This is a genomic window from Actinomadura rayongensis, assembly GCF_009831215.1.
In the GTDB taxonomy this organism is placed as follows: Bacteria; Actinomycetota; Actinomycetes; order Streptosporangiales; family Streptosporangiaceae; genus Spirillospora; species Spirillospora rayongensis.
Genome location: NZ_WUTW01000006.1, coordinates 154,889 through 179,680, shown reverse-complemented (window position 1 = coordinate 179,680; position 24,792 = coordinate 154,889). Strand labels below are relative to the sequence as shown.

The 24,792-nt window shown below is 73.8% G+C and carries 21 protein-coding genes; 10 read left to right on the top strand and 11 right to left on the bottom strand.

Going from position 1 to position 24,792, the window contains the following annotated elements; all coding sequences use genetic code 11:
• Nucleotides 1–88 precede the first annotated feature (88 nt).
• Nucleotides 89–1,570: an MFS transporter gene (locus GQ466_RS24575; RefSeq protein WP_161105392.1), complete on the top strand. Its 1,482-nt coding sequence runs from the start codon at nt 89–91 to the stop codon at nt 1,568–1,570.
• Here GQ466_RS24575 and GQ466_RS24570 read toward each other — a convergent pair.
• Entirely contained in the window at nt 1,567–2,121 is a 555-nt protein-coding gene (locus tag GQ466_RS24570; RefSeq protein ID WP_161105391.1) for an allene oxide cyclase barrel-like domain-containing protein, read from the bottom strand. The genes GQ466_RS24575 and GQ466_RS24570 overlap by 4 nt on opposite strands.
• Before the next feature lie 137 nt (nt 2,122–2,258).
• On the opposite strand from GQ466_RS24570, the gene GQ466_RS30990 reads away from it, so the two are divergent.
• Both GQ466_RS30990 and GQ466_RS24565 read left to right on the top strand, forming a co-directional pair.
• Nucleotides 2,259–2,486 (top strand): acyl carrier protein, encoded by a 228-nt coding sequence (locus GQ466_RS30990; RefSeq protein WP_202421048.1) that lies wholly within the window; start codon nt 2,259–2,261, stop codon nt 2,484–2,486.
• Nucleotides 2,483–3,232, top strand: coding sequence for a 2-oxo acid dehydrogenase subunit E2 (locus tag GQ466_RS24565; RefSeq protein WP_202421047.1), 750 nt, complete (start codon nt 2,483–2,485; stop codon nt 3,230–3,232). Before GQ466_RS30990 ends, GQ466_RS24565 begins: the two co-directional genes overlap by 4 nt.
• A gap of 63 nt (nt 3,233–3,295) precedes the next feature.
• Here GQ466_RS24565 and GQ466_RS24560 read toward each other — a convergent pair whose 3' ends face one another.
• The 3 genes from GQ466_RS24560 to GQ466_RS24550 form a co-directional block, all read right to left on the bottom strand.
• The gene (locus tag GQ466_RS24560) at nt 3,296–4,033 is read right to left on the bottom strand and encodes a thioesterase II family protein (protein WP_337193611.1); all 738 of its coding nucleotides are present in this window, start codon (nt 4,031–4,033) and stop codon (nt 3,296–3,298) included.
• A gap of 11 nt (nt 4,034–4,044) precedes the next feature.
• Complete coding sequence (locus tag GQ466_RS24555) at nt 4,045–4,815, bottom strand: BTAD domain-containing putative transcriptional regulator (protein ID WP_161105389.1); 771 nt, start codon at nt 4,813–4,815, stop codon at nt 4,045–4,047.
• A 194-nt stretch (nt 4,816–5,009) separates the two neighbouring features.
• A complete protein-coding gene (locus GQ466_RS24550) occupies nt 5,010–5,582 on the bottom strand; it encodes a TetR/AcrR family transcriptional regulator (RefSeq protein ID WP_161105388.1) in 573 nt (190 codons plus the stop codon).
• A 148-nt stretch (nt 5,583–5,730) separates the two neighbouring features.
• On the opposite strand from GQ466_RS24550, the gene GQ466_RS24545 reads away from it, so the two are divergent.
• Nucleotides 5,731–6,765, top strand: coding sequence for an LLM class flavin-dependent oxidoreductase (locus GQ466_RS24545; protein WP_161105387.1), 1,035 nt, complete (start codon nt 5,731–5,733; stop codon nt 6,763–6,765).
• A 77-nt stretch (nt 6,766–6,842) separates the two neighbouring features.
• Here the strand turns inward: GQ466_RS24545 and GQ466_RS31945 are convergent, their stop codons facing one another.
• The 4 genes from GQ466_RS31945 to GQ466_RS24525 are packed head-to-tail and all read right to left on the bottom strand — an operon-like array spanning nt 6,843 to nt 12,205.
• Complete coding sequence (locus GQ466_RS31945) at nt 6,843–8,657, bottom strand: dipeptide ABC transporter ATP-binding protein (protein ID WP_161105386.1); 1,815 nt, start codon at nt 8,655–8,657, stop codon at nt 6,843–6,845.
• Nucleotides 8,647–9,480 (bottom strand): ABC transporter permease, encoded by an 834-nt coding sequence (locus GQ466_RS24535; protein WP_161105385.1) that lies wholly within the window; start codon nt 9,478–9,480, stop codon nt 8,647–8,649. Before GQ466_RS24535 ends, GQ466_RS31945 begins: the two co-directional genes overlap by 11 nt.
• Nucleotides 9,477–10,499 (bottom strand): ABC transporter permease subunit, encoded by a 1,023-nt coding sequence (locus GQ466_RS32970; protein WP_161105384.1) that lies wholly within the window; start codon nt 10,497–10,499, stop codon nt 9,477–9,479. The genes GQ466_RS24535 and GQ466_RS32970 overlap by 4 nt, the downstream gene beginning before the upstream one ends.
• Nucleotides 10,496–12,205: an ABC transporter substrate-binding protein gene (locus tag GQ466_RS24525; RefSeq protein WP_161105383.1), complete on the bottom strand. Its 1,710-nt coding sequence runs from the start codon at nt 12,203–12,205 to the stop codon at nt 10,496–10,498. The genes GQ466_RS32970 and GQ466_RS24525 overlap by 4 nt, the downstream gene beginning before the upstream one ends.
• A 408-nt stretch (nt 12,206–12,613) precedes the next feature.
• Between GQ466_RS24525 and GQ466_RS24520 the strand changes: the two genes are divergently transcribed.
• From GQ466_RS24520 to GQ466_RS24495, 6 genes are all read left to right on the top strand, one after another.
• On the top strand, nt 12,614–15,517 hold the full coding sequence (locus GQ466_RS24520) for a helix-turn-helix transcriptional regulator (protein ID WP_272918099.1): 2,904 nt from the start codon (nt 12,614–12,616) through the stop codon (nt 15,515–15,517).
• A 48-nt stretch (nt 15,518–15,565) separates the two neighbouring features.
• Entirely contained in the window at nt 15,566–16,354 is a 789-nt protein-coding gene (locus GQ466_RS24515; protein WP_161105381.1) for an RNA ligase family protein, read from the top strand.
• Nucleotides 16,338–17,462, top strand: a complete 1,125-nt coding sequence (locus tag GQ466_RS24510) for an AAA family ATPase (protein WP_161105380.1) — start codon at nt 16,338–16,340, stop codon at nt 17,460–17,462. The genes GQ466_RS24515 and GQ466_RS24510 overlap by 17 nt, the downstream gene beginning before the upstream one ends.
• 107 nt (nt 17,463–17,569) lie before the next feature.
• Nucleotides 17,570–18,316, top strand: a complete 747-nt coding sequence (locus GQ466_RS24505) for an SDR family NAD(P)-dependent oxidoreductase (protein ID WP_161105505.1) — start codon at nt 17,570–17,572, stop codon at nt 18,314–18,316.
• A gap of 130 nt (nt 18,317–18,446) precedes the next feature.
• Nucleotides 18,447–19,043 (top strand): GNAT family N-acetyltransferase, encoded by a 597-nt coding sequence (locus tag GQ466_RS24500; protein ID WP_161105379.1) that lies wholly within the window; start codon nt 18,447–18,449, stop codon nt 19,041–19,043.
• Between the two features lie 231 nt (nt 19,044–19,274).
• Complete coding sequence (locus GQ466_RS24495) at nt 19,275–20,306, top strand: alpha/beta hydrolase (protein ID WP_202421046.1); 1,032 nt, start codon at nt 19,275–19,277, stop codon at nt 20,304–20,306.
• Between the two features lie 175 nt (nt 20,307–20,481).
• Here the strand turns inward: GQ466_RS24495 and GQ466_RS24490 are convergent, their stop codons facing one another.
• From GQ466_RS24490 to GQ466_RS24480, 3 genes are all read right to left on the bottom strand, one after another.
• The gene (locus GQ466_RS24490; RefSeq protein WP_161105378.1) at nt 20,482–22,245 is read right to left on the bottom strand and encodes a fatty acyl-AMP ligase; all 1,764 of its coding nucleotides are present in this window, start codon (nt 22,243–22,245) and stop codon (nt 20,482–20,484) included.
• A gap of 82 nt (nt 22,246–22,327) precedes the next feature.
• Nucleotides 22,328–23,299, bottom strand: coding sequence for an acyl-CoA desaturase (locus GQ466_RS24485; RefSeq protein ID WP_161105377.1), 972 nt, complete (start codon nt 23,297–23,299; stop codon nt 22,328–22,330).
• Between the two features lie 211 nt (nt 23,300–23,510).
• Nucleotides 23,511–24,608, bottom strand: coding sequence for a hypothetical protein (locus GQ466_RS24480; RefSeq protein WP_161105376.1), 1,098 nt, complete (start codon nt 24,606–24,608; stop codon nt 23,511–23,513).
• Nucleotides 24,609–24,792 lie beyond the last annotated feature (184 nt).

The window sequence follows — 24,792 nt, the reverse complement described above, 5'->3', positions numbered from 1 at the left end:
CCGGCCGAGCTTGGAAAGTGGAGCGGCGCTCCGTTAGTATCGGAGCGCCGCTCCAATTCTATTCCCGAAGCCGCACCGGAAGGTGGCCATGACCGAAACAGAGCAGCAGAGTCCTCCGGACTCGTTCACCTGGACGCGCGCCCACAAGATCGGCCTGTTCGCGCTGTGCCTGGCGGGCCTGGTCGACGCGATCGACGTCACGGTCGTCAACGTGGCGCTGCCCACCGTCCAGCGGGAACTGGACTTCTCCGCCGCCGACCTGCCCTGGGTGGTCAACGCCTACCTGGTGCTGTTCAGCGGCTTCCTGCTCGTCGGCGGGCGCGCCGGCGACCTGTTCGGGCACCGCCGGATCTTCCTCGGCGGGGTCGTGCTGTTCACGGCCGCCTCGTTCGGGTCCGCGGTCGCGCAGAACGCGTTCACGCTCGTCGTCACCCGCGGCGTCCAGGGTCTCACGGCCGCGTTCATCATCCCGATGACGCTGGCCCTCATCGCGATCATGTTCCCCGAGGGCAAGCCGCGGCTGCTGGCGATGGCCGTCTGGAGCGGGGCGGCGGGGATCTCGACCTCGCTCGGCCTCATCCTCGGCGGCGTCCTGGTGGACGGCCCCGGCTGGCGCTGGATCTTCTGGATCAACCTGCCGATCGGGCTCGTCCTGGTCGTCTCGGCGCTGATGTTCCTGCCGTCGGGCACCAGCGAGAACAAGAGCCACAAGTTCGACCTGATCGGCGCCGTCAGCGGCACCGCGGCCCTGTGCCTCATCGCCTACGGCATGGCGCAGACCGACACGCATGGCTGGACGTCCGGCCGCACCCTCGCGATCCTCGGCGGCGGCGTCGCGCTGCTGGTCTACTTCGTCGTCCACGAGTGGTTCATCGCGGGCGAGCCGATCATGCCGATGTCGATCTTCCGCATCCGGGCCGTGTCGGGCGCCAACGCGGTGTCGGCGCTGTGCGGCAGCGCGATGTTCGGCACGTTCTTCTGCGCGACGCTCTACCAGCAGGAGGTGCTGCACTACTCCCCGCTGAAGACCGGCCTGTCGTTCCTGCCGCTCACCGCGATGCTGCTGGTGGTGGCCGCGCTCGGCCCGCTGCTGGTCAAGGCAATGGGGCTGCGCTACACGATGGTGCTCGGCTCGGTCGTGTCGGCCGCGTCGCTGGCCTGGTTCACGCAGATCTCCGCCGACGGCGCGCTGCTCACCGACGTCATCCTGCCGTCCACCGCGCTCGGCCTCGGCCTCGGGATCGTGTTCTTCCCGATCATGACGGCGGGCCTGATGGGCGTCTCAGCGGAGGACAAGGGCCTGGCGTCCGCGCTGCTCAACGTCACCCGCTATGTCGGCGGCGCGCTCGGCCTGGCGATCATGTCGAGCTTCGTGACCAGTCACACGGCCGACCAGGTCAAGTCCGGGCACGCCCCCGACATCGCGCTGAACAGCGGCCTGCACGTCGGGTTCGCGATCGGCGCGGGCCTGATGGCGGCCTCGGCGATCGCGGGGTTCATCCTGCTCCACGGGGTCAATCACGAGGACGACCCCGTGGAGGGCGCCTCCGCGCCGGCGGTGGCCGCCTAGCGGTTGATCTTGCAGATGTTCACGGTGTCGTGCGCCTGCCAGATCTTGGGTTCGACGGTGGGGGCCTCGACCTTCAGGGTCCAGTCCCCCACCCACCCCTTGTAGGCGCCGCGGGTGCCGACCGCGAACATGTGGCCGGTGCCGCCGTGGAAGATGACCTCGGTCATGTCGAGCAGGCCGGACGTCTTGAACTCGTCCTTCCCGATCGTCGCGGTCTGCTCGATCCAGCCGATGAAGTGCCCGTCGGACGCGCGCTTCTGGATGACGGTGATGCGGCCGTCCTCGTACCCGACGGTCGCGCCCGTCGGGTCCACGAGCTTGTCGTGGTAGATCGTGTCGGTCCCGATCTGCAGGCCCTCGCCCGGCGGGATGGTCTCCTTCTGCCAGAGCAGGACGTCGGTGAGGCTCGGCCACTCCTTGCAGGTCGCGGTGGGAATCGGGCCCCACTTCTTCGTTCCCTTGGCGTCCTTGGCGTTCGCCGAGCCCGGAACGAGCAGGATCGAACCCGTCGCGGCGGCCAGCGCGGCGACGGCGGCGAGCGACTTCAGCATACGGATTCCTCTTCCGATCTCTTCGGTGGAAAGTGCACCTGATGATGGAAAGCTCGCCTAAAGCGAGTCTTGGACGCCGTTTCGCGGATCCATTCCGGGTAAGGCGGGCTTTAGTCCGGGCCGAGACGATGGGCGGCGTGAACACCATCGACGACTTCGTGGAACTCGTCCGCGACGAGCTGGGCCTTGCGGTGACCACCGAGACCGTGGGCGTGGCGTTCGACCGGCTCGACGGCTGGGACTCGGTCCACCTGCTGGCGCTGCTGACCGCGCTGGAGCGCGCGACCGGGCGCCGGCTCTCGCTGCCCGACGTCCTGGAGACCTCCAGCCTGGCCGGCGTCTACGACCTCGCGGTGGCGCCGTGAGCGGCCTGGCCGACATCGCCAAGATCGCGCGGGAGCGGCGGCACACGCTGCTGTTCCTCGCGCGGCTGCGCCGCGTCCCGCCGGTGTTCCTGGACACCGAGATCGACATGACGCGCGTCCTGGAGCACCGGGAGACCGGACGCCGGTACTCGATCGTCACCTACGTCCTCTACGCGGCCGGGCGGGCGCTGGCCAAGCATCCGGAGGCCAACGCGGCGATCGAGGGCGGCCTGTCCCCGAAGGTCGCCCGGTACGCCCCGGTCAACGGCAAGCTGACCCTGGACCGGACGCTGAACGGCCACCGCGTGGTGCTGTCGGGGCTCGTCAAGGACCTGGACCGCATCGACCTGGACGCCGTCCAGGACCGCGTCGAGGCGCTGCGCGACGGCGACCCGCACACGCTGCCGGACTTCGCGGGCGCGCGGCTGCTGCACCGGCTGCCCGCCGCCGTCGGCTGGGCGGCCTACGAGCTGGCCGCGCGGGCGCTGGACAAGCGCCCCGACACCACCGGCACGTTCTCGGTGACCTCGCTCGGGCACCGCCCGGTGGACGGCTTCCACTCGCTCGGCGGGACGACGGTGACGCTCGGCGTGGGCCGGATCCTGGACCGTCCGGTGGTCCGCGACGGCGCGGTCGCGGTCGCGCCCGTCATGCGCCTGAACCTGTCGTTCGACCACCGCGTCATCGACGGCGCCGAGGCCGCCGACCTGCTCGCCGACGTCAAGGACGGCCTGGAGAACTTCTGAGTCCCCGGCGGGGGGCGCACGGGAGCGGCGGCCATTTACGGGATGGCCGCCGCTTCCGTCGTCTCAGCGGGCGGCGCCCGCGCCGAGGCCGTCCAGGATCAGCGCGGCGACGGCGGCGCGCTGATCGGCCACGAAGAAGTGGCCGCCGGGGAAGACCCGCAGGTCGAACGGGCCGGTGGTGTGGGCTTCCCACGCCCGCGCCTCGTCGACCGGGGTGACCGGGTCGTCGTCGCCGACCAGCACCGTGACCGGGCAGTCCAGCGGTTCGGCGTCGGCCGGGAGCCGGTAGGCGTCCAGCGCGGCGTAGTCGGCCCGCAGCGACGGCAGGATCAGCCCGAGCAGCTCCTCGTCGCCGAGCAGCTCGGCCTGCGTGCCCGCCAGGTGCCGCAGTTCGGCCAGCAGTCCCGCGTCGTCGCGGGCGTGGACGGTCTCGGGCCGCTTCAGCGACGGCGCGCGCCGCCCCGAGGCGTACAGCACCGGGACGTCCTCCAGCCGCCGCGCCGTCTCGAACGCCACCAGGGCGCCCATGCTGTGGCCGAAGAGGGCCAGCGGCCGGTCCCGCCAGGGCCGCAGCGCCGCCGCGATCCGGTCGGCCAGTTCCCCGATCGTCGCCGCGAACGGCTCGGAGCGGCGGTCCTGGCGGCCGGGGTACTGCACGGCGAGCATCTCCGCGTGCGGGGCGAGCGCCGCCGACAGCGGGTGGTAGAAGCTCGCCGAGCCGCCCGCGTGCGGGAAGCACACCACCAGCGGGACCCCCTCCGGTCCCGGGTGGAAGCGGCGGATCCAGGCTGCGTCGTTCACCGCGGTCCCCATCAGACGGCGGTCCGGACGTCCAGGCGCTCGTCGGCGACCAGGATGCTCTGCTGCGTCTCCCGCAGCGCGCGGCCCGGCTCCAGGCCGAGCTGCTCGCGCAGGGTCGTGCGCGCGATCTGGTAGACGTTGAGCGCGTCGGCCCGCCGCTCGGAGCGGTACAACGCCTGCATGAGCTGCCGGTAGAACGCCTCGTGCAGCGGGTGCTCGGTGATCTGGGCGTAGAGGAACCCGACCACCTCGCGGTGCCAGCCGAGGGCGAGGCTGGACTCGACGAGCTTCTCGCTGCACTCCAGCCGCACCTCCTCCAGCCACGACACGAACCCGGTGACGATGGGCCCGTCGCGCAGCTCGCTGAGCACGGGACCGCGCCACAGGCCGAGCGCCTCGCGGTAGGCCGCGACGGCCTGCTCGTGGCGTCCGGCGCGGGTGGCCTGGCGGCCGGCGTTGACGAGGTCCTGGAACTGCTCCAGGTCCAGTTCGTCGTCGCCGGGGCAGAGCTGGTAGCCCGGGGTGCGCGTGCGGATCGGGCTGGTGGCCCGCCCGCCGCCGCTCAGCAGCTTGCGCAGCTGGGAGACGTACACGTACAGGGCCGCGGTGGCCCGCTTGGGCGGATCGTGGTTCCAGATCTCGGTGATCAGCTGGTCGAGCGAGACGACCTGGCCGGAGCGGATCAGAAGTGTCGCGAGCAATACCTCCATCTTGTGCGCGCTGATGGTCAGCACGTCGTCTCCGTCGACGACGCGGAGCGGGCCGAGGATCTCGTATCGCACTAATGCTCCCGGGGTCCTGGTTGCCGTCAGGAATCTGACTCGGCATCACCGTGCCAAGACCCTCGGTCATGTCGCATCAGAGGAAATACGTACATTCCTGTAAAGAGACCTACATCACCCGTGGATTAGCGCCGCTTTAGATTTCGGGCCGATCATGGACGTGTCCCTTGCGCGCGAACCACGGAACGAGCCGGTCATGACGGATCCCCCTGGCCCAGGCCGTCGTTCAGGACCGCGAGGACGCGCGCGACCCGGGTCCGGTCGCCGTGCTCGGCGACCCAGCCCACCGCGGCGGCCATGGTCAGCAGGTCGTCGGCGTCGACGTCCGGGCGGACCTCGCCCGCCTCCTGCGCGCGCTCCAGCAGCCGGGTGACCGACGTCCGCATCGCCGAGCACGCCGCGAACAGCTCCGACCGCTCGTCCTGCAGCGCGCCCATCACCGACCCCGGCACGCCCTGGCAGCCGCCCGCGCCGGCGGAGAACCGCTCCAGCCACGCCGCGAGCGCCGCGCCCGGCGACTCGGCGTCCAGGGACTCCTCGGCCTGGGCGCGCAGGGCGTCCAGGCCGTCGTGCAGGACGGCCTCCAGGAGCGCGTCGCGGGTCGGGAAGTGCCGGTAGAGGGTGCCGATGCCCACGCCCGCGCGGCGCGCCACGTCCCGCAGCGACGCCTCGGTGCCCTGCTCGGCGAAGACCGTCGCGGCGACCTCCAGCAGGGTCTCGCGGTTGCGCCGGGCGTCGGTGCGCAGTCCCGGGGTGCGTGCGGCCATGATTCCCCCTTGTCAATCGGAGCACTGCTCCGTATATTTCTGGAGCGGTGCTCCTCATAGTACGAGACCCGATCGATTCTCCCACGCGGCCCAGTGCCGCACCCCAGGCCACGACCACCTCACCAGCCTTGACAGGAGCCTGAGCCGCATGACCGACCTCGCCCCGCTTCCGCTGTCCGTCCTCGACATCATGCCGGTGGACGTGGAGTCCACCCCGTCCGGCGTTCTGCGGGCCACCCTGGAGCAGGCCAGGTACGTGGAGGAGCTCGGCTTCACCCGCTACTGGATCGCCGAGCACCACAACTCGCCCAACATCGCCAGCTCGTCCCCGACCGTCACGGCCGCGGCCGTCGGCGGCGCGACCGAGCGCATCCGCGTCGGGACGGGCGGCGTCATGCTGCCCAACCACGCGCCGTTCGTCGTCGCCGAGCAGTTCGGCACGCTCAGCGCCCTCTACCCCGGACGCGTCGACCTCGGCGTCGGCCGGACCCCGCCGCACGACCCGGGCGTCGCGCGCGCCCTGCGGGTGGACGCGCTCGCGCTGGACTTCGAGCAGCAGTTCGCCGAGCTGCTCGGGTTCCTGCGCGCCGACTTCCCCGCCGGTCACCCGCTGCAGAAGGTCGCGGCGAACCCGCCGCTGACCGGCAAGCCGTCGCTGTGGGTCCTCGGGTCCAGCGAGAACGGCGCCCGGATGGCCGCGCACCGGGGCCTGCCGTTCGCGCACGCGCACCACTTCAGCCCGCAGAACTCGGTCGCGGCGCTGCGCACCTACCACCGCGAGTTCCGGCCGTCGGAGTACCTGTCGAGCCCGTACTCGATCATCGCGGCGGGCGTGACGGTCGCCGCCTCCGACGAGGAGGCCCGCTTCCTCAACGTCCCGGCGGCGCTGGCGCTGCTGAAGTCGCTCACCGGCCCGCCCGAGCCGTTCCCGACGCCCGAGCAGGCCGCCGCGCACCCGTGGACGGCCGAGGAGGCCGCCTGGCGCGACCAGTTCCTCGCGCCGCAGGTGGCGGGCGGCCCGGACCGGGTGCGGGCGCAGCTCGCCGACCTGCTGGAGCGCACGGGCGCCGAGGAGCTGATGGTCGTCTCGATGGTCACCGACCCGGCGGCGCGGCGGCGCTCGATCACGGGGCTGCGCGAGCTGTTCGGCTCCGCGCCGCTCCCCCAGGGCCTGGCGCTGTAGCGCCGGGAGCCCCGCCCGGCGACGTCCCGGCGCGCCCGTTCGGCGCCGGGGCGTCGTCTGTTTGTTCAGGCGCCGGTTCAGGCGTCGGCGGGGCGGTCGAGCGCGACGGGGCGGGCGGCGGCGTCGATGCTCGGCAGGGCCGTCAGCAGGGCGCGGGTGTAGGGGTGGGACGGGTTGTCGAAGACGTCCTGGACGGGCCCGGACTCCACGACCGCGCCGTCGCGCATGACGAGGACGTCGTCGCTCATGTGGTGGACGACGCCGAGGTCGTGGGAGATGAACAGCAGCGCGACGCCGAGGTCGTCCTGAAGGTCGGTGAGCAAGTCGAGGATCTGGGCCTGGACGGACACGTCCAGCGCCGACACCGGCTCGTCGCAGACCAGCACGGCGGGCTCGGGGGCCAGGGCGCGGGCGACGGCGACGCGCTGGCGCTGCCCGCCCGACAGCTCCTGCGGGCGGCGGTCCAGCAGCGCGTCGTCCAGCCCGACGCGGCGCAGCAGGGCGGCGATCGCGTCGCGGTTCGCGCGGGCGGCGCGGCGGCCGGGGTGCCCGAGCCCTTCCCCGATGATCCGCTCGACGGTGTAGCGGGGGTCGAACGAGGCGAGCGGGTCCTGCTGGACGAGCTGGAGCCGGGGCCGCAGGGCGCGCCGTTCGGCCTCGGGCCGGTGCGACCAGGGGCGGCCGAGCAGCGCGACCGTCCCGGCGTCGGGTTCCAGCAGGCCCATCACGAGGTGGGCCGTGGTGGACTTGCCCGACCCCGACTCGCCGACGATCCCGAGGGTGCGGCCGGCGCGCAGCGTGAACGACACGCCTGCGACGGCGGGGCGCTGCGCGCCGTCGGGGCCGCGGAACGCCTTGGCCAGGTCCCGGGCCTCGATCACGGTGTCGGCGGCGGTGTCGGCGGTGTCGCGGGTGCGGGCCGTGCGGGCGGGCGGGGCGGGCCACTCGGCGTCGGTGCGCCAGCAGCGGGCGTGGTGGCCGTCGCCGACCGCGACGCGGGCGGGCGGCTCGGTGCGGCACCGGTCGGTCGCCAGCGGGCAGCGCGCCGCGTAGCCGCAGCCTCCGTCGGCGGCGGGGGCGCCCTCGGCGGCGCGCACCGACAGGCGGGTGCCGCGGGCGTGCGCGGCCGGGATCGCGGCGAGCAGTTCCCGCGTGTACGGGTGGGCGGGGGCGCGCAGCAGCTCGCCGGGGGTCCCCTCCTCGACCAGGACGCCGGCGTGCATGACGGCGATCCGGTCGGCGAGGCGGGCGACGACGGCGAGGTCGTGGCTGATGAGCAGGATCGCGGTCCCGGCGGCCTTGCGCTCGGCGAGCAGGTTGAGGATCTGCGCGGCGACGGTGACGTCGAGGGCGGTGGTGGGCTCGTCGGCGATGAGCAGCGGCGGGTCGGCGGCGATGGCCGAGGCGATGAGGGCGCGCTGGCGCAGCCCGCCCGACAGCTGGTGGGGGTGCTGGCGGGCGCGGATCTCCGGTTCGGGGACGCGCACCTGCCCGAGCAGCGACACCGCGCGGGCGCGGCGGGCCGAGCGCTCGACGGTGCGGTGGTTGGCGAGGGTCTCGGTGATCTCGGCGCCGACGGTGCGCAGCGGGTCCAGCGCGGACAGGGCGTCCTGGAGCACGAGCCCGATGCGTCCGCCGCGCACGGCGCGCCACTCGCGGTCGCGCAGGGCGGTGAGGTCGCGTCCGGCCAGTTCCATGCGGCGGGCGCGGACCGTCCCGCCCGACAGGCCCACCAGGGCGCGCGCGGTGGCGCTCTTGCCCGAGCCGGACTCGCCGACGACGGCGAGGCACTCGCCGGGCCGCAGGTCCAGGTCGACGCCGCGGACGGCGGCCACGGTCCCGAAGCCGACGCGCAGGTCCTCCACGGCGAGCAGGCGGTCGTCATCCGGCACCCGGACGTCTCCCCTCGAAACGGTTGCGCAGGTCGCGGCCGACGACGTTGACGCAGACGACGGTGGCGGTGAGCGCCGCGCCGGGGAACACCGCGATGGCCCAGGTGCTGCCGAGCAGGTCCCGTCCGGCCGACAGCATCGCGCCCCACTCGGGGCTCGGCGGCTGCGGGCCGAGGCCGAGGAAGCTGAGCGCCGAGCCCGCGAGGACGGCGGTGCCGACGCTGAGGGTGGCGAGGACGAGCAGCGGCGGCAGCGCGTTCGGCAGGACGTGCCGCAGGTATACCTCGGCGCGCCGGTAGCCGAGGACGGTCGCGGCGCGGACGTAGTCGGACTCGCGGACGACCAGCGCCTCGCCGCGCACGAGCCGCGCGAACCCGGGCGCGAACGCGGCGCCGATCGCGAGGGTGGCGTTCCCGGTGCCGGGGCCGAGGACCGCGACGACGAGCAGGGCGAGCAGCGCGCCGGGGAAGGCCAGCAGGACGTCGGTGAGGCGCATGACGATCTCGTCGGCGACGCGTCCGCCGACGACGGCGATCATCGCCAGGACCGCGCCGGCGCCGACCGCGACGAGCGTGGCGCCGAGGCCGAGCAGCAGGGACGGGCGGGCGCCGTGGACGACGCGGCTGTAGATGTCGCGGCCGAGCTGGTCGGTGCCGAACCAGTGCCCGGGCCCGGGGCCGAGGAGCGCCTGCGCGGGGTCGACGGCGTTGGGCGGGTCGGTGGCGAGCAGCCCCGGCCACAGCGCGGCGATCGCGACGAGCAGCAGGACCGCGGCGGCGAGCGCCGTGCCGAGGGCGGAGAGGACTGAGGGGGCGCGCCTCATGCGGGCGCCTCGCGCAGCCGCGGGTCCACGACGCGGTAGAGCAGGTCGACGCCGAGGGTGATGAGGGTGAACAGGGCGCCGGACACGATGGTGATGCCGGTGACGACGGGGAAGTCGCGGTTCTGGATGGCGGTGGCGAGGACGCGGCCGAGCCCGGGGCGCCCGAACACGGTCTCCACGACGACGGCGCCGGTGAGCAGGGCGCCGACCGTCCATCCGGAGATGGTGCTGATCGCGATGAGGGCGTGCCGCAGGGCGTGCCGGAGCCGGACGGCGGTCTCGCCGGTGCCGCGCGCCCGGGCGCTGAGCGCGAACGGCTCGTCCAGGGCGCGGGCCATGCCGTCGCGCAGGATCTGGGTGAACAGCCCGACGAGGCCGAGCGCGAGGGTGACGGCGGGCAGGACCAGGCCGCTGAGCCCGGTGCCGCCGGTCGCGGGGAACAGGTGGAGGCGGAAGGAGAAGAACGTGAGCAGCAGCAGCCCGACCCAGAAGCCGGGGATGGAGACGGTCACGAGTTCCAGCAGCGACGACAGGGCGCGCCAGGCCGGGCGGCGGCCGGCGGTGGCGACGGCGAGCGGGACGGCGATGAGGAACGCCAGCGCGAACCCGGCGAGCGTCAGCGACACCGTCGGCCACAGGTTGTCGCCGATGACGGTGGGGACGGACTCCTGGAGCTGGTAGGACCAGCCGAGGTCGCCGCGCGCCAGGTCGCCGAGGAAGTCGGCGTACTGGACGGCGAGCGGCCGGTCGAAGCCCGTCTCGTGCCGGGCCTGCTCGACGATCTCGGGGTTCTGCGCGGCGCTGATCCCGACCATGACCTTGACCGGGTCGCCGGGGGTGAGGCGCAGCGCCCCGAACGTGACGGTCGCCGCGCCGAGCACGACGACGACCGCGAGCAGCAGCCGCCGCGCGACCCACCGCGCGAGGGCGGCACGGCCGCCCCCGCGCGGCGCGCCGGGTCCTCCGGCGGATGGCGCGCCGGGTTCCGCGTCCGGTTCGGAGTCGGGGTCGTGCTTCACGCCTTGCCCAGCGACACGTCGTAGAACTGCAGGTAGAGGGACGCGTCGAAGTTGAGGTTCTGCACCTTGTCCGACACGCCGAGCAGTTCGGACGGGACGAACAGCGGCAGCGACAGCCCCTGCTGCACGATGCGGGTCTGGACGTCGGCGTAGGCCTTCTGGCGGGCGGCGGCGTCCTCGGTGGCGGCGGCGCCGTTGAGCCAGCCGTCGAGCTGGGCGTCCTTGATGTGGAACATGTTGCTGCCGCCGACGGCCGGGACGCGGTCGGAGGCGTACATGTTGCGCAGGATGTCGGGGTTCAGCGCGCGCCAGTTGTTGATGTAGAGGTCGAGGTTGCCGGAGATGACGTCGCGGACGAACGCGCCGGAGTCCTCCGAGACGTACTGGATCTCGATGCCGGCCTTCTTGGCCTCGGCCTGGACGCCCTGGGCGAGGATGTTCTCCGACGGCCGGATGAGCTGGGCGCCGACGGGCCAGCGCACCGACAGCCGCTTGCCGTTCTTGGTGCGGTAGCCGGCGGCGTCGCGTCCGGTCCAGCCGGCCTCGTCCAGCAGCTTGGCGGCGGCGGCCGGGTCGTAGGGGATCGAGTTCTGCAGCGACGCGGTGTAGCCGGGGCTGGCGGGGCTGAGGACGCTCCACGCGCGGGCGTACACGCCGTTGAACACCGACTTCACGAGCTGGTCGACGTTGACGGAGCGCTGGAGCGCCTGCCGGACCTTCACGTCGTTCAGCGGCGGCCGGCTCGGGTTGAACGTGATGTTCTCGACGGTGCCGGGGATGTCCTTCTGCAGGAACCGCAGGCCCGACGCGCTTTTCAGCGCCTTCACGTTCGCGGTGGGCACGTCGTCGATGAGGTCGGCCTGGCCGCTGGTGAGGGCGCCGTAGCGGGCGCCGTCCTCGGGGACGAGCCGGAACGTGAGCTGCGCGAGCTTGGCGGGCCCGGTGTGCTTGGCGGTCGGCGACTGCCAGGCGTAGGACGGGTTGCGCTTGAGGACGATGCTGGTGTTCTGCGTCCAGCTCACGAACGAGAACGGCCCGGACCCGACGGGCTTGGTGCAGGACGCGCGCAGCGCCTTCGGCGACTGGATGCCGAGGTAGGGGGTGCTGAGCGACTGCAGCAGCGGCGTGTAGGGCTTGGCCAGGTCGATGCGGACGGTGGAGGCGTCCACGACCTTGGTGCCGGTGTAGGGGCCGAGGAGGCTGGAGGCGTACACCGACTTGGTCTTGGGGTCGACGGCGTGGTCCATCGTCGCCTTGACGGCGGCGGCGTCCAGCGGGGTGCCGTCGTGGAACGTCACGCCGGAGCGCAGATGGAACGTGTAGGTCTTACCGTCCGGTGAGACTTCCCACTTGGTCGCGAGCCACGGCTGGATCTTCCCGTCGGGCCCGGTCGCGACGAGGGAGTCGAACAGGTTCCGGTCGATGATGGAGATCAGCCGGGACGCGCTCGCCTGCGGGTCCAGGCAGTTGACCAGGCCCGCGCTGGCGTAGGTGAGGCCCGCGGCGTCGCCGCCGGCGTGCCCGGACCCGCCGCACGCGGCGGCCAGCGCGCCGGCCAGCCCGAGGGCGGCGACGGCCGCCGGGCCGCGCGTCCGGGGCCGGGCGGGGCCGGGTCCGGCCGGGGCGCGCTCTGGCGCGCGGCGCGGCGCGCGGGCAGGGTGGGAACCGCCGTCCGCGGCGGGGCGGGAAGGCGAGACGTCGTCCAACGGAACTCACTTTCTTGCACAGATATGCCGCAGCACCGTAAGGACATGATTCCGGACGCGTCTAAATGAAACCTTAATCCGACCTAAATGCGAATCCAGCGACCTTGACCGCGCTTCGGCGGGATGGAAAGATCGGAATTCGAGAACGGCCGGAAGCGGCCGTTCCCCGGGCGCCGGACGGCGCCGGGCACGGCTCGACAGGCCCGGCGAAGCCTGCGGCGCCTCGCACGGAACCGCTTTTCCCGATCTTTTCCCCGAAGGCTTTCCTAGTTTTCCGGTCGACAACACGGGCATACAGCGTGTGGTGAGATTTTACCTTGGCGTAACCGGCTCGGATTACGGTTTTCCGTGTTCCTTGTCAACGTCCAGTCAGGCAACCGCGGGGACGTCCCGGAGTTCTCGTCCGCCATGGTCGCGGGGGGTCGCGCGGAGTGCAACGAGAGGAACCGGTCAGTGGTGGAAGGCATCAGGCGCGGTCTTCGGACCCACGGCGTCCGCCGGAGCGAGTCCCGGCTGATGAGCGCCGCGCTCGACGGTCTCGGGGGCAGCCGCGCGCAGGTCGTGGAACTGGTCGGCGACCCCGGGATGGGCAAGACGTGGCTGCTCAACGAGACGGCCCGGGAGGCGGCGGCGCGCGGGATCCGCGTCATGCACGACCGCTACACCGAGAGCCGCCGCAACGCTCTGCTGCGGACGCTGGCGATGGCGCTGTGCCCCGAGGGCGCGCCCGACCTGGTCGACAGCCTGCCGCGCGGCACCCGCGACCGGCTGATCGAGCTGATGGGGAGCCCGTGGGTGTGGGGCGATCCGGGCGAGCACGAGAACCGGCACATGCTGTACCAGACGATGCGGATCCTGTTGAGCGCGTGCTCGTCGGACGGGCTGGTGGTGCTGCTGGACGACGCGCACTGGGCCGACGGCGGCTCGGTGGAGATGGTCGAGCAGCTCGTCCACCGCCCGCTGGCGGCGCCGCTGCTGATGGTCGTCGCGCAGCGCCCCCGGCAGGCGTCGGCGCGGCTGCGCGGCGCGCTCGCGCACGGCGTGGAGATCGGGACGGTCCGGCGGATCGAGCTGGCGCCGCTGACGGCCGACCAGTCCGCCGAGGTGCTCGGCGCGTCCGCCGACGACGCGGCGCTGCGCGAGCTGCACAACGAGAGCCGCGGCATCCCCCTGTACCTGCGGGCGCTGGCGGGCGAGCGCGAGCGCGGCCGGGTGCCCGAGCAGCAGGCCACGCTGATCCTGGACGAGATCGGGCACCTGGACGCGTGCGAGTTCCGGGTGATCTCGGCGGCGGCCGTCCTCGGCGACGAGTCCGACCTGGACACCCTCACCGCCGTCGCCGACATCGGCCTGGAGGGCACGCGGACGGCGCTCGGCGGCCTGACCCGCCGCGACCTGCTGCGCCCGATCGGGGACAGCTCCTACTTCACGTTCCGGCACCCGCTGGTGCGCCGCCTGGTCTACGACCGGACCGAGCGCAGCTGGCACGCCGCCGCGCACCGCCGCGCGGCGGAGTTCCTTGCGGGCCGGGGCGCGTCGGCGGCGCAGCTCGCCGTCCACGTCGAGCGCTGCATCTCCGGCCCCGACTCCGGCGACCTGGCGGTGCTGTGCGCCGCCGCCGACGACGCGCTGATGTCCGACCCCGAGACCGCGATCCGGCTGCTGCGGACGGCGCTGCGGTTCCAGGGCGAGGGCCGGGCGCGGATCGCGACGATGCTGCGGCTGGCCAAGGCGCTCGGGGTGGCGGGGCGGCTGCGCGAGAGCCGGGACCTGCTGGACGAGACGCTGCGGCTCATCCCCGCCGACGACGACCACGACGCGCGCGTCACGACGACCGCGTTCTACACGCTGGTGGTGTGCCTGCTCGGCGACTACGCCAAGGCGCGGTCGCTGCTGGAGGGCGAGCTGACCAAGCTCCCCGCCGACGTCCCGCCGCGCGAGACCACCGCGCTGATCATCGCGCACGGCGCGATCGGCGCGGTCGACGGCGTCGCGCCGACCTGCGACCAGGTGAAGCTGGCGCGGCGGCTGGCGGCGCTGCACGAGGACCGGGTCGCCGAGGTGGGCGCGCTGGCGCTCGGCGCGCTGTGCGACGCGTTCCAGGACGACGCCGAGGGCGCCGCGCACTACGCCACGGCCGCCGCCGCGCTCACCGACCGGCTGTCGGACGCCGACCTGGCCGCGCACCCGGAGTACCTGGGGATCCTCGGCTGGGCGGAGGCGCTGATCGGGCGCGCCGAGGACGCGCGCCGCCATCTGCGGCGCGGCACGACGATCGCCCGCAAGCGCTGCCACGTCCACCTGCTGCCGGTGCTGCTGGTGGGCGAGGCGGCGCTGCGGATGAACGCGGGCCGTCCCGGCGAGGCGCGGCGGCTGGCGGCCGAGGCCCGCGAGGTCGCCGAGCGCGTCAACGCCGAGCACGTGCGCGGGATGGCGCTGGTGCTGGAGTCGCTGGCCGCGGCGTGGACGGGCCGTCCCGCCGAGGCGGTGGAGCTGGGCGAGGAGGCCGAGCGGGTCCTGCACGAGCGGCGGTTCCACTGGAGCGCGGCGGCGCCGGTGGCGCTGGCGGTCGCGGCGCGCCTGTCGGGCGATCCGCGCCGCTGCATGATGCTGCTGCTGGACGCGGGCGGCGGCGGCCTGAACGCGCTGCCGCGCGGGCTGCGGGCGTCGGCGCTGGAGACGCTGACGGCGGCGGCGCTGGACATCCGGCGGACGGGCGCGGCGCCGGTCCCGGCGGCGCTGACCGGCGAGTGGGCGGAGCTGGCGCGCCGGGCGGCGGACGCGGCGGACGCGGCGCTGCGTCCGGGGCCGCGCGCGCACGCGCTGACGGCGCTGGCGCACGCGCGCCGCGCCGACGGCGACCCCGGCGGCGCGCTGGAGCTGTACCGGGAGGCGGTGCGGCTGTTCGCGGCGGCGGGCGCGACGCACGCGCAGGCGCTGGCGGTGACGGCGCAGGCGGCGTGCCTGGCGGCGCTCGGCCGCCGCGCCGAGGCCGAGGGCGCGGTTCTGCTGGCGGCGGAGCTGGCGCGGCGCAGCGGCGCGGCGGCGGTGGAGGAGCAGGTGCGGCGGCTGGACCTGGACGGGGTGCCGGCGGGCGCGGACGCGCCGGTGACCGAGGACCGGCTGGCGGTGCTGACGGTGCGGGAGCGGGAGATCGCCGAGCGGGCGGGCCTCGGCCGCAAGACGCGGGAGATCGCCGAGGAGCTGTCGCTGAGCCCCCGGACGGTCGACGTCCACCTCACCCGGATCTACCGCAAGCTGCACATCACGTCGCGGGCGGCGCTGGCGCGGATGATGGCGGGCGTCGGCTGACCGGAAAACCGGTTGGTGCGGGTCCCGCGCCGCCGTTACAACTGCACCATGCTTCGCAAGTACCCGCGGACGCGGCATCTGGCGGGGTCGCGGTTGCAGCCCGGCGACCACGACCTCGCGGCGGCGCCGTTCGCGGAGATCGCCGGGCGGCACCTGGTCGTCGAGGAGAAGCTGGACGGCGCGAACGCGGGCGTCAGCTTCGGCGCGGGCGGGGAGCTGCTGCTGCAGAGCCGCGGGCACTACCTGTCGGGCGGGCCGCGCGAGCGGCAGTTCGCGCCGCTGAAGGCGTGGGCGGCGTCGGTGCGGGACCTGCTGCACCCGCGCCTGACCGACCGGTACGTCCTGTACGGGGAGTGGCTGTACGCCAAGCACACCGTGTTCTACGACGCGCTGCCGCACTACTTCTGCGCGTTCGACGTCCTGGACCGCCGGGACGGGACGTTCCTGTCCACGCCCGCCCGCGCCGAGCTGCTGGCGGGGACACCGGTGGTGCCGGTGCCCGTCCTGTTCGAGGGCGCGCTGCACCGGCTGGAGGACCTGACGGCGCTGGTGGGGCCGTCGACGTGCCGGACGCCGCGCTGGCGGGACGCGCTGGCGGCGGCGGCGCGGGCGGGCGGCGCCGATCCGGAGCGGGTCGCGGCCGAGACCGACGCGGCCGAGGAGATGGAGGGCCTCTACGTGAAGGTGGAGGAGGGCGGCCGGACGGTGGGCCGCTACAAGTGGGTCCGGGCGGGGTTCGTGACGGCGGTGCTGGACGCGGGGTCGCACTGGCTGGACCGTCCGATCGTCGCCAACGGGCTGGCCGATCCGGGGGTGCTGTATGCGCGTTCTGGCTGAGCTGTGCCCGGCGCCGCCGCGCTGGGAGGTCCCGTGGGACCGGATCCGGGACGCGTTCGGGTGGGTGCGGGACTTGGCGGGGGTGCCGCAGGACGCCGTCCACCACGCCGAGGGCGACGTGGCGGTCCACACGCGGATGGCGTGCGAGGCGATGGCGGCGCTGCCGCAGTTCCGGGCCCGGCCGCACGACGAGCGGGTGCGGCTGTTCACGGCGGTGCTGATGCACGACGTCGCCAAGCCGTCCTGCACGCGGCACGAGGACGACGGGCGGATCACCGCGCGCGGGCACTCGCGGGCCGGGGACCTGATGGTGCGGCGGATCCTGTGGGAGCTGGGCGCGCCGGCGGCGTGGCGGGAGCACGTGGCGGCGCTGGTCCGCCACCACCAGGTGCCGTTCTGGGCGCTGGAGCGCCCGGACCTGCAGCGGATCGCGTTCCGGGTGAGCCTGGTGGCCCGCAACGACGACCTGGCGCTGCTGGCGACGGCGGACCTGCTCGGCCGGGTGTGCGGGGACGCCGCGCAGGTGCTCGACAGCATCGCGCTGTTCGCCGAGTACTGCGCCGAGCAGGAGTGCCTGGACCGGCCGCGCGCGTTCCCGTCCGACCACGCCCGGTTCTGGTACTTCCGCAAGGACGGCCGCGACCCGTCCTACGCCGCCTACGACGACACGCGCGCGACGGTGACGGTGATGTCGGGGCTGCCGGGGGCGGGCAAGGACACGTGGCTGGCCGCGCACCGCCCCGGCGTGCCGGTGGTGAGCCTGGACGCGCTGCGCCGCGCGCTCGGCGTGGACCCGGGCGGCGACCAGCGGCCGGTCGCGGCGGCGGCGTTCGAGGCGGCGCGCGGGCATCTGCGGGCGGGGCGGTCGTTCGCGTGGAACGCCACGAACGTGTCGCGGCAGCTCCGCGAGCAGTGCGTCGGGCTGGCGGCGTCCTACCGGGCGCGGGTGGAGGTCGTGGCGGTGGAGGCGCCGCCGAAGGTGCTGCGGGCGCGGAACCGGGCGCGGCGCGTCCCGGTCCCGGACGCGGTGATCGACCGGCTCGCGCGCCGCTGGGAGGCCCCCGACCCGACCGAGGCGCACCGGGTGGAGTGGGTCGCGACGGGCTGACCGGCGTGTGGTGTGATGATCGCGCCGAAGGGAGGGCGCGGGTGGACGGCGCGGTTCAGGACGCGGGCGGGAACGCGGAACAGGGCCCGGAACAGGGCGCGGGGCGGGTGGCGCTGGTGACGGGCGCGGGCTCGGGCATCGGCGCCGGGGTGGCGGCGGCGCTGCTGGCCCGGGGCTGGCGGGTGGCGCTGGCGGGGCGGCGCGCGGACCGGCTGGCGGCGACCGTCCGGTCGGCGGGCGGCGGCGCGGCGGACCGGGCCCTGACCGTCGCGGCGGACGTGACGTCCCCGGAGTCGGTGGACGCGCTGTTCGCGGCCGTCGCGGACCGGTTCGGGCGGCTGGACCTGCTGTTCAACAACGCGGGCGTGTTCGGCGCGCCGGCGCCGGTGGAGGAGTTCCCGGTCGCCGAGTGGGACGCCGTCATCGCCACGAACCTCACCGGGGCGTTCCTGTGCGCGCGGGCGGCGTTCGCGCTGATGCGCGACCAGGATCCGCGCGGCGGCCGGATCATCAACAACGGGTCGCTGTCGGCGCACACGCCGCGTCCCCGGTCGGTGGCCTACACCGCGAGCAAGCACGCGGTGACGGGGCTGACCAAGGCGCTGTCGCTGGAGGGCCGCGCGCACGGCATCGCGTGCGGGCAGATCGACATCGGGAACGCGGCGACGGAGATGACGGGGCCGTTCGGGGCGGGGACGCTGCAGGCGGACGGTTCGGTGCGCGCGGAGCCGGTGATGGACGCGGCGAACGCGGTCGCGGGCGTGCTGTACATGGCGGACCTGCCGCCGGAGGCGAACGTGCAGTTCATGTCGGTGCTGGCGACGGGGATGCCGTCGTTCGTGGGACGCGGCTGACCCGCACCCCGCCGGCACCGCGCCGGAACCCGGGCGGTGACGGGTGGTGACGCGGCCGTCGCCGTCCGTCCGATGTGAAATTCTCCGAACGCGCCGTTGCGTTCGGGGCCGCGCGTCCTAGGATCGTCGTGTGCTTCGCCCCCGATACCCGCTCCGTACCCGGCGCCTGCTGCTGCGGCCGTTCCAGCCCGGCGACCTGGAGGGCCTGTACGCCTACCAGTCGCAGCCGGAGGTGGCGCGGTTCCTGGTGTGGGAGCCGCGGACGCTGGAGGAGTCGCGGGTGTTCCTGCGGCAGAAGATGGACGCGGCGACGCTGGAGAAGGAGGGCGACTGGCTGGTCGCGGCGGTCGTCGCGGCCGAGACCGGGGAGCTGATGGGCGAGATCAACCTGCAGTGGTCGAGCCGGGAGCACTGCCAGGGCGAGATCGGGTACGTGCTGAACCCGGCGTTCCACGGCCACGGGTACGCGACGGAGGCGGCGGCCGAGGGGCTGCGCCTCGGTTTCGAGGAGCTCGGGCTGCACCGGATCGTGGGCCGCATCGACGCGCGCAACGAGGCGTCGGCGCGGGTGCTGGAGCGGCTCGGGATGCGCCGGGAGGCGCATCTGCGGGAGAACGAGCTGGTCAAGGGCGAGTGGAGCGACGAGGTCGTGTACGCGATGCTGCGCCGGGAGTGGGAGGCGCGTCCCGAGCCCGCGCACGACGCCGGCGCGGCCGTCGGCGAGTGACGCCCCTCCCCCGCGCCGGCCGCGGAGCGTGACGCGGCGGGCGGCGGAGGCGACGCACGGTCGCGGGCGCGCCCGGCGGACTCACTACGGACTCACCAGGGCACAGGATGGCCTGTTTTTCTTGTCACCTGGACCCATAGATCGTCTTGGACGGTTCCGCGACACTCGGCCACTAGTCGCGCGGCCGGAGTCGGCCGCTTCTTTCGTCTTCAGCAGGCCCCTGGGAGTGTCATGAGCCTCTCCGTTACCGTCGGATCCCGTGTGCGGTGGCGCCGTTCTCTCGCCGCGTCGGCGGTCGGCGCCGCGCTGGCGGCCGGTGCGGGCGTCGTGGCGGTCGTCCCGGCGCAGGCGGCGGGGTTCGTCGCCGCCGACACCGGCGCCAAGATCACCGGCGAGCAGCAGGTCGCCGACGGGGAGGTCGACATCACGATCTCCTCGCCGTCGCTCGGCAAGTCGGTGAAGACGCGGCTGCTGCTGCCCAAGGGCTGGACGCGGGACTCGGCGGCGAAGTACCCGGTGCTGTACGCCTACCACGGCGGTCAGGACAACTACACGTCCTGGACGAAGAACACCGACATCGAGGCCTGGGCGCGCAAGTACAACGTCCTAGTGGTGATGCCCGAGGGCGAGAACGGCTCGTACACCGACTGGTACAACTACGGCAAGGGCGGCACTCCCAAGTGGGAGACGTTCCACACCACCGAGGTGCGCGAGCTGGTCGAGCGCAACTTCGGGGCGAGTTCGGTGGCGGCGGCGATCGGGAACTCCTCGGGCGCGCAGGGCGCGATGAGCTACGCGGCGCGGCACCAGGGGATGTTCAAGTACGTGGCGGCGCTGAGCGGGACGCTGTCGATGCGGTCGCCGGGGATGCCGGCGATGCTGATGTTCACCAACGCGGGCAACGGCCAGGACCCGTACGCGATCTGGGGCATCCCGTGGGCCGACGACGCGAACTGGAAGGCGCACGACCCGGCGTCGCTGGTGGACAAGCTGCGCGGGACGGGCCTGTTCTTCTCGGCGGGGACGACGGGCCGTCCGGGTCCGGGCGACCCGGACGTGGCGCCGTGGGACATCGGCCTGCTGAGCGAGATCGCGATCGGCGCCGACAACAAGGAGTTCCAGAAGAAGCTGGACGAGGCGAAGGTCCCCTACACCGCGCACATCTACGGCGACGGGCGGCACAACTGGCCGGCGTGGATCCGCGAGGCGACGTTCATCTGGCCGACGCTGATGCAGTCGATCGGCGCGAACCAGGTGCAGTGACGTAAGCGCGCGAAGGGCGCCCGGCGGGAGGTTCCGCCGGGCGCCCTTTCGCGTGCGCCGAGAGTGAACCGGGGGGTGAAAAGGGCGGCGGCCCGTCACCGGCGCCCCCTCGGCGTGCGGTGACGGGCCGCCGCCCGCCCCCTGGGGGGCGGGTTCACGGGGTCCCTCGGGCGGGTCAGCCCTCGCCGGCGCCGCTGAGGTCGGTGACGGGCAGCGCACCCTCCAGGTAGGCCTTGCGGGTCGCGGTGTGCGACACCTTGCCGCTGCTGGTGCGGACGAGCCCGCCGGGCTCGATGAGCACCAGCTCGTGGACGCGGACGTCGTGGTGCTGCTGCACGGCGGCGCGGACGGCGTCGGTGACGGCGACCGGGTCCAGGCGCTTGATGGGGACGCGGCGGTTGCGCTCGGCGACGATGATGAGGACCTCGCCCTCCTCGCCGTCGACGGAGAACGCGGCGGCGTACCCGCGGCGGACGCCCTCGTGGGCGTGGAACGCGGTGTACTCCAGGTCCTGCGGGTAGTGGTTGCGGCCGTCGATGATGACGAGGTCCTTGATGCGGCCGGTGATCCACAGTTCGCCCTCGTACCAGACGCCGAGGTCGCCGGTGCGCAGCCACGGGCCCTCGGGCAGGTCGCCGCGCTCCCCGGCGAGCTTGTTGCCGAAGGTGCGGGCGGTCTCCTCGGGGCGGTTCCAGTACCCGGCGGTGACGTTGGGGCCGTGGATCCAGATCTCGCCGATGTGCCCGTCGGGCTTGCGCTCGCCGGAGTCGGGGTCGACGATCGCGACGAGCTGCCCGTAGGGCTGCCCGCAGCCGACGAGGACGCTGGCGCGCTCGGCGTCGTGGTCGCAGGGCTCCAGCACGCCGGCGTTGAGGGCGTCGCGGTCGAACGCGCGGACGGTCGGCAGCTCGTAGCGGGACGAGGACGACACGTACACGGTGGCCTCGGCGAGCCCGTAGGCGGGGACCTGCACCTCGGGCCGCAGGCCGTAGGGGCTGTAGGCGTCGAGGTAGCGCTGCAGGCTCTCCTCGCGGATCGTCTCGGCGCCGTTCATGAACACCTGGACGCCCGACAGGTCGAGCCCGGCCTTCTCCTCGTCGCTGACCTTGGTGGCGAGGTACTCGTAGGCGAAGTTGGGCGCGCAGGTGAACGCGTGGCCCTGCTTGCTGAGCAGCTCCAGCCAGCGGATGGGCCGCATGATGAACGCGACGGGGTCCATGAGGACGGCGGGGCTGGCGTAGGCGATGGGGAGGCCGACGGCGGTGACCAGGCCCATGTCGTGGAACAGCGGGAGCCAGTTCACGCCGGTCGACACGCGCGGGATGCCGTCGAACACGCCCCAGCACTGCTCGGCGTTCACGGCGAGGTTGCCGTGGGTGAGCATGACGCCGGCGGGCACGCGGGTGGACCCGGAGGTGTACTGCAGGTAGGCCAGGTCGTCGGGGGAGATCGGCTCGTCCTCGAAGGTGAGGGACGTGTCGATGGTGTCGACGGTGATGATCTGCTTGGGCCGCGGGACGGTGTTCTGGTCGAAGAACGCCTCGACGTGCGGGAGCGCGGAGGTGATCGTCAGGACCGTCTCGGGCTCGGAGTCGGAGTACACGGCCAGGAGCCGGTCGGCGTGCCCGGGCAGGTCCGGGGAGAACAGCGGGACGGCGATGACCCGCGCGTACATGCAGCCGAGGAACCCGATGATGTAGTCGAGGGTCTGGGGGGCGAGCAGCGCGGCGCGCTGGCCGGGGTCGGTGGCCTGGCGCAGCGTGGCGGCGAGGGCGCGGGCGCGCTTGTCCAGTTCGCCCCACGTCATGTCGACGGCGACGCCGTCGACGTCCTCGCTGTAGTCCATGTAGGTGTAGGCGCGGTCGTCGGGGTAGAGCTGCGCCCACTTGGCGAGGCGCTGGACGAGGGGGGTGCGGTCGAGTTCCTTGAGGGTGGTCATGAGGGGGCGCTCCAGTGGAGGGACGGGTGGGCGGGCCGGCGCCCGGCGCGGGCCGGGTGCCGGCCGGGTCGTCGGCCGGGTGTCAGGCGGCGGCGGGTTCGGGGTCGGGCTGGTTGCGGCGGGCGGCGAGCCGGTCGGCGTCGGGCCAGCGGACGTCCCAGACCCAGCCGAGCTTCTCGAACAGCCAGATGGTGCGGGCGCTGATGTCGACCTGGCCCTTCAGGACGCCGTGCCGCGCGCAGGTCGGGTCGGCGTGGTGCAGGTTGTGCCAGGACTCGCCGAACGACGGGATGGCCAGCCACCACACGTTGCGGGACTCGTCGCGGGTCTTGAACGGCTTCTTGCCGAAGACGTGGCAGATCGAGTTGATGGAGAAGGTGACGTGGTCGCCGGCGAACACGCGCAGGATCCCGGCCCAGAACAGGGCGGTGACGGCGCCGTGCCAGGACCAGGTGAGCAGCGCGCCGAGGCCCATCGGGACGAGCAGGGTGGACGCGGCGATGAGGACGTAGACATCGTTGCGGCCGAGGAACCGCAGGTCGGGGTCCTTCAGCAGGTCGGGCGCGTACTTGGTGCGCGACGTGCGGGTCTTGCGGAACAGCCAGCCCATGTGGGCGTGGAACAGGCCCTTGGTGAGCCCCCACACGCCGGGCCCGAACGCCCACGGGGAGTGGGGGTCGCCGTCGCGGTCGGAGTACTTGTGGTGGCGGCGGTGGTCGGACACCCAGAAGATGACCGAGCCCTGCCACGCCTGCCCGCCGAGGACGGCCAGCGCGATCTTCAGCCAGCGCTTGGCCTTGAAGCCCTGGTGGGTGAAGTAGCGGTGGTATCCGACGGTGATGCCGAGCGCGTTGAACGGGTAGAGGAACGCGAAGATCGCGACGTCGGTCCAGCCGATGCCCCAGCCCCAGAAGAACGGGACGGCGGCGGCGACGCCGACGATGGGGGCGACGACGAACACCACGACGCTGATGCGTTCGATCATGGGGACGGGCTTGGGAGCGATGTCCGGCAGCGGGGCTCTGCGCCCCACATCGGCGACACCCGCGGTCATGAGGGCTCCTTATCGGCGTTCGTTCGCGTTCCTTGCGGCAGGAGTGCGGCCGTGACGTCGCGGGCCCGGCGGTGGGAAACGGGTCCGGTCGTGACTCCGCCGCATATATAGGGCACGACCGTACGGTCACTATCGCGGGACGGTCTTCGCATCAGGGACACCAGTTGCGGCGTCTGTTGTGAAGTCAGGTGACAAACGGCGCGTGCGTTCCCTACGGTGACGGGCGCCGCGGACGGGTCAGGACGGCCCGCCCGCCGTCCGCCCCGCCGTCACCCGCACGGTCTCCGGCGGGGCCGGGCGGGGGTTCGGGGAGGCGGGCGCGCAGGGCGCGGTGGAGCCAGCCGGGCCCGCCGGGGGCGTGGGCGATGATCCAGGGGACGAGCGCGGGCACGTCGCCGGGGCCGTGCAGGGCGCGTTCGGCGCCGCCGCACCGCACGGCCCCGCCTCCCCCACCGGCCGCCCCGCCGGCCAGCTCACCGCCCGTTTCACCGGCGACGACGGCGACGACGGGTTCGCCGGGCGCGCCGTGGCCGGTGTGGACGCGCAGCCGTGGGCACGCGGCGGCGAGCGCGTTCTGCAGCGCGGTGTGCAGGGCGCGGGCGTGCGGCGTCGCGGGTCTTGCGGGCAGGACGAGCGCGACGGCGCCGTCGTAGGGCGGGCCGGTGACGGGGCCGTCCAGCGGGAGCGGCGCCGCGTCCGGCAGCGGCGCGGGCGCGGGGTGCGCGCCCGTTTCGGCGTAGAGGGCGGTGACGCGCGGGAGCGCGGCGTCGGGGTCGGCGAGGAACCGCAGGAGGCGGCGGCGCAGGTAGTCCGAGCCGGTGTCGCCGGCGGCGACGCGGCGGGCGCAGCCGCGGGCGGTGGCGGTGCCGAGGGCGTGCTCGAAGCAGTCGGCGAGGGCGGAGCGGCGCGCGGCGATGAGCGCGTCGGCGTCGGGGTGCTCCAGGACGAACCGCAGGACGGCGCGGGTGGTGTGCTTGTGGTTGGCGCGCAGCCGCCGCAGGGCGAGCAGGGCGGTGATGACGTGGCCGGGCGGGGCGGCGCGGGTGAGCAGGTGCGCGGTGGCGGCGAGGGTGGCGCGGGCGGGGTCGGGCAGGCCGGCCTGGGAGGCGGTGAGGAGCTGCAGCAGGACGCGGGCGCGCTGCCAGGGCAGGACGCCGGGCGCCAGGCCGAGCAGGGCGTAGGGCTCGGGGGCGGCGGCGCGGGCGGCGGCGTGCAGGGCGGCGTCGTCCCACCGGGGGACGCCGCCCCGGGGAAGGGTCAGCGGCCGGTCATGGGTCTGCAGGTGGGTGAGCAGGGTGGGGGTGTCCATGATTGCCTCCGCAGTCATGGAGTCTAAGAACCCCGGCGACCCGGTCGGCACTCATTTGTTGTCGCCGTCGCGGGCGCCGTGGCCGCCGAGGCCGTGTTCGAGGAGGTCGAAGGCGCGGTCGGCGGCGGGTACGGCGGTGGCGGTCGCCGTGCGGCGGTTCCGGCGGGAGGGCGCCTGACCGGTG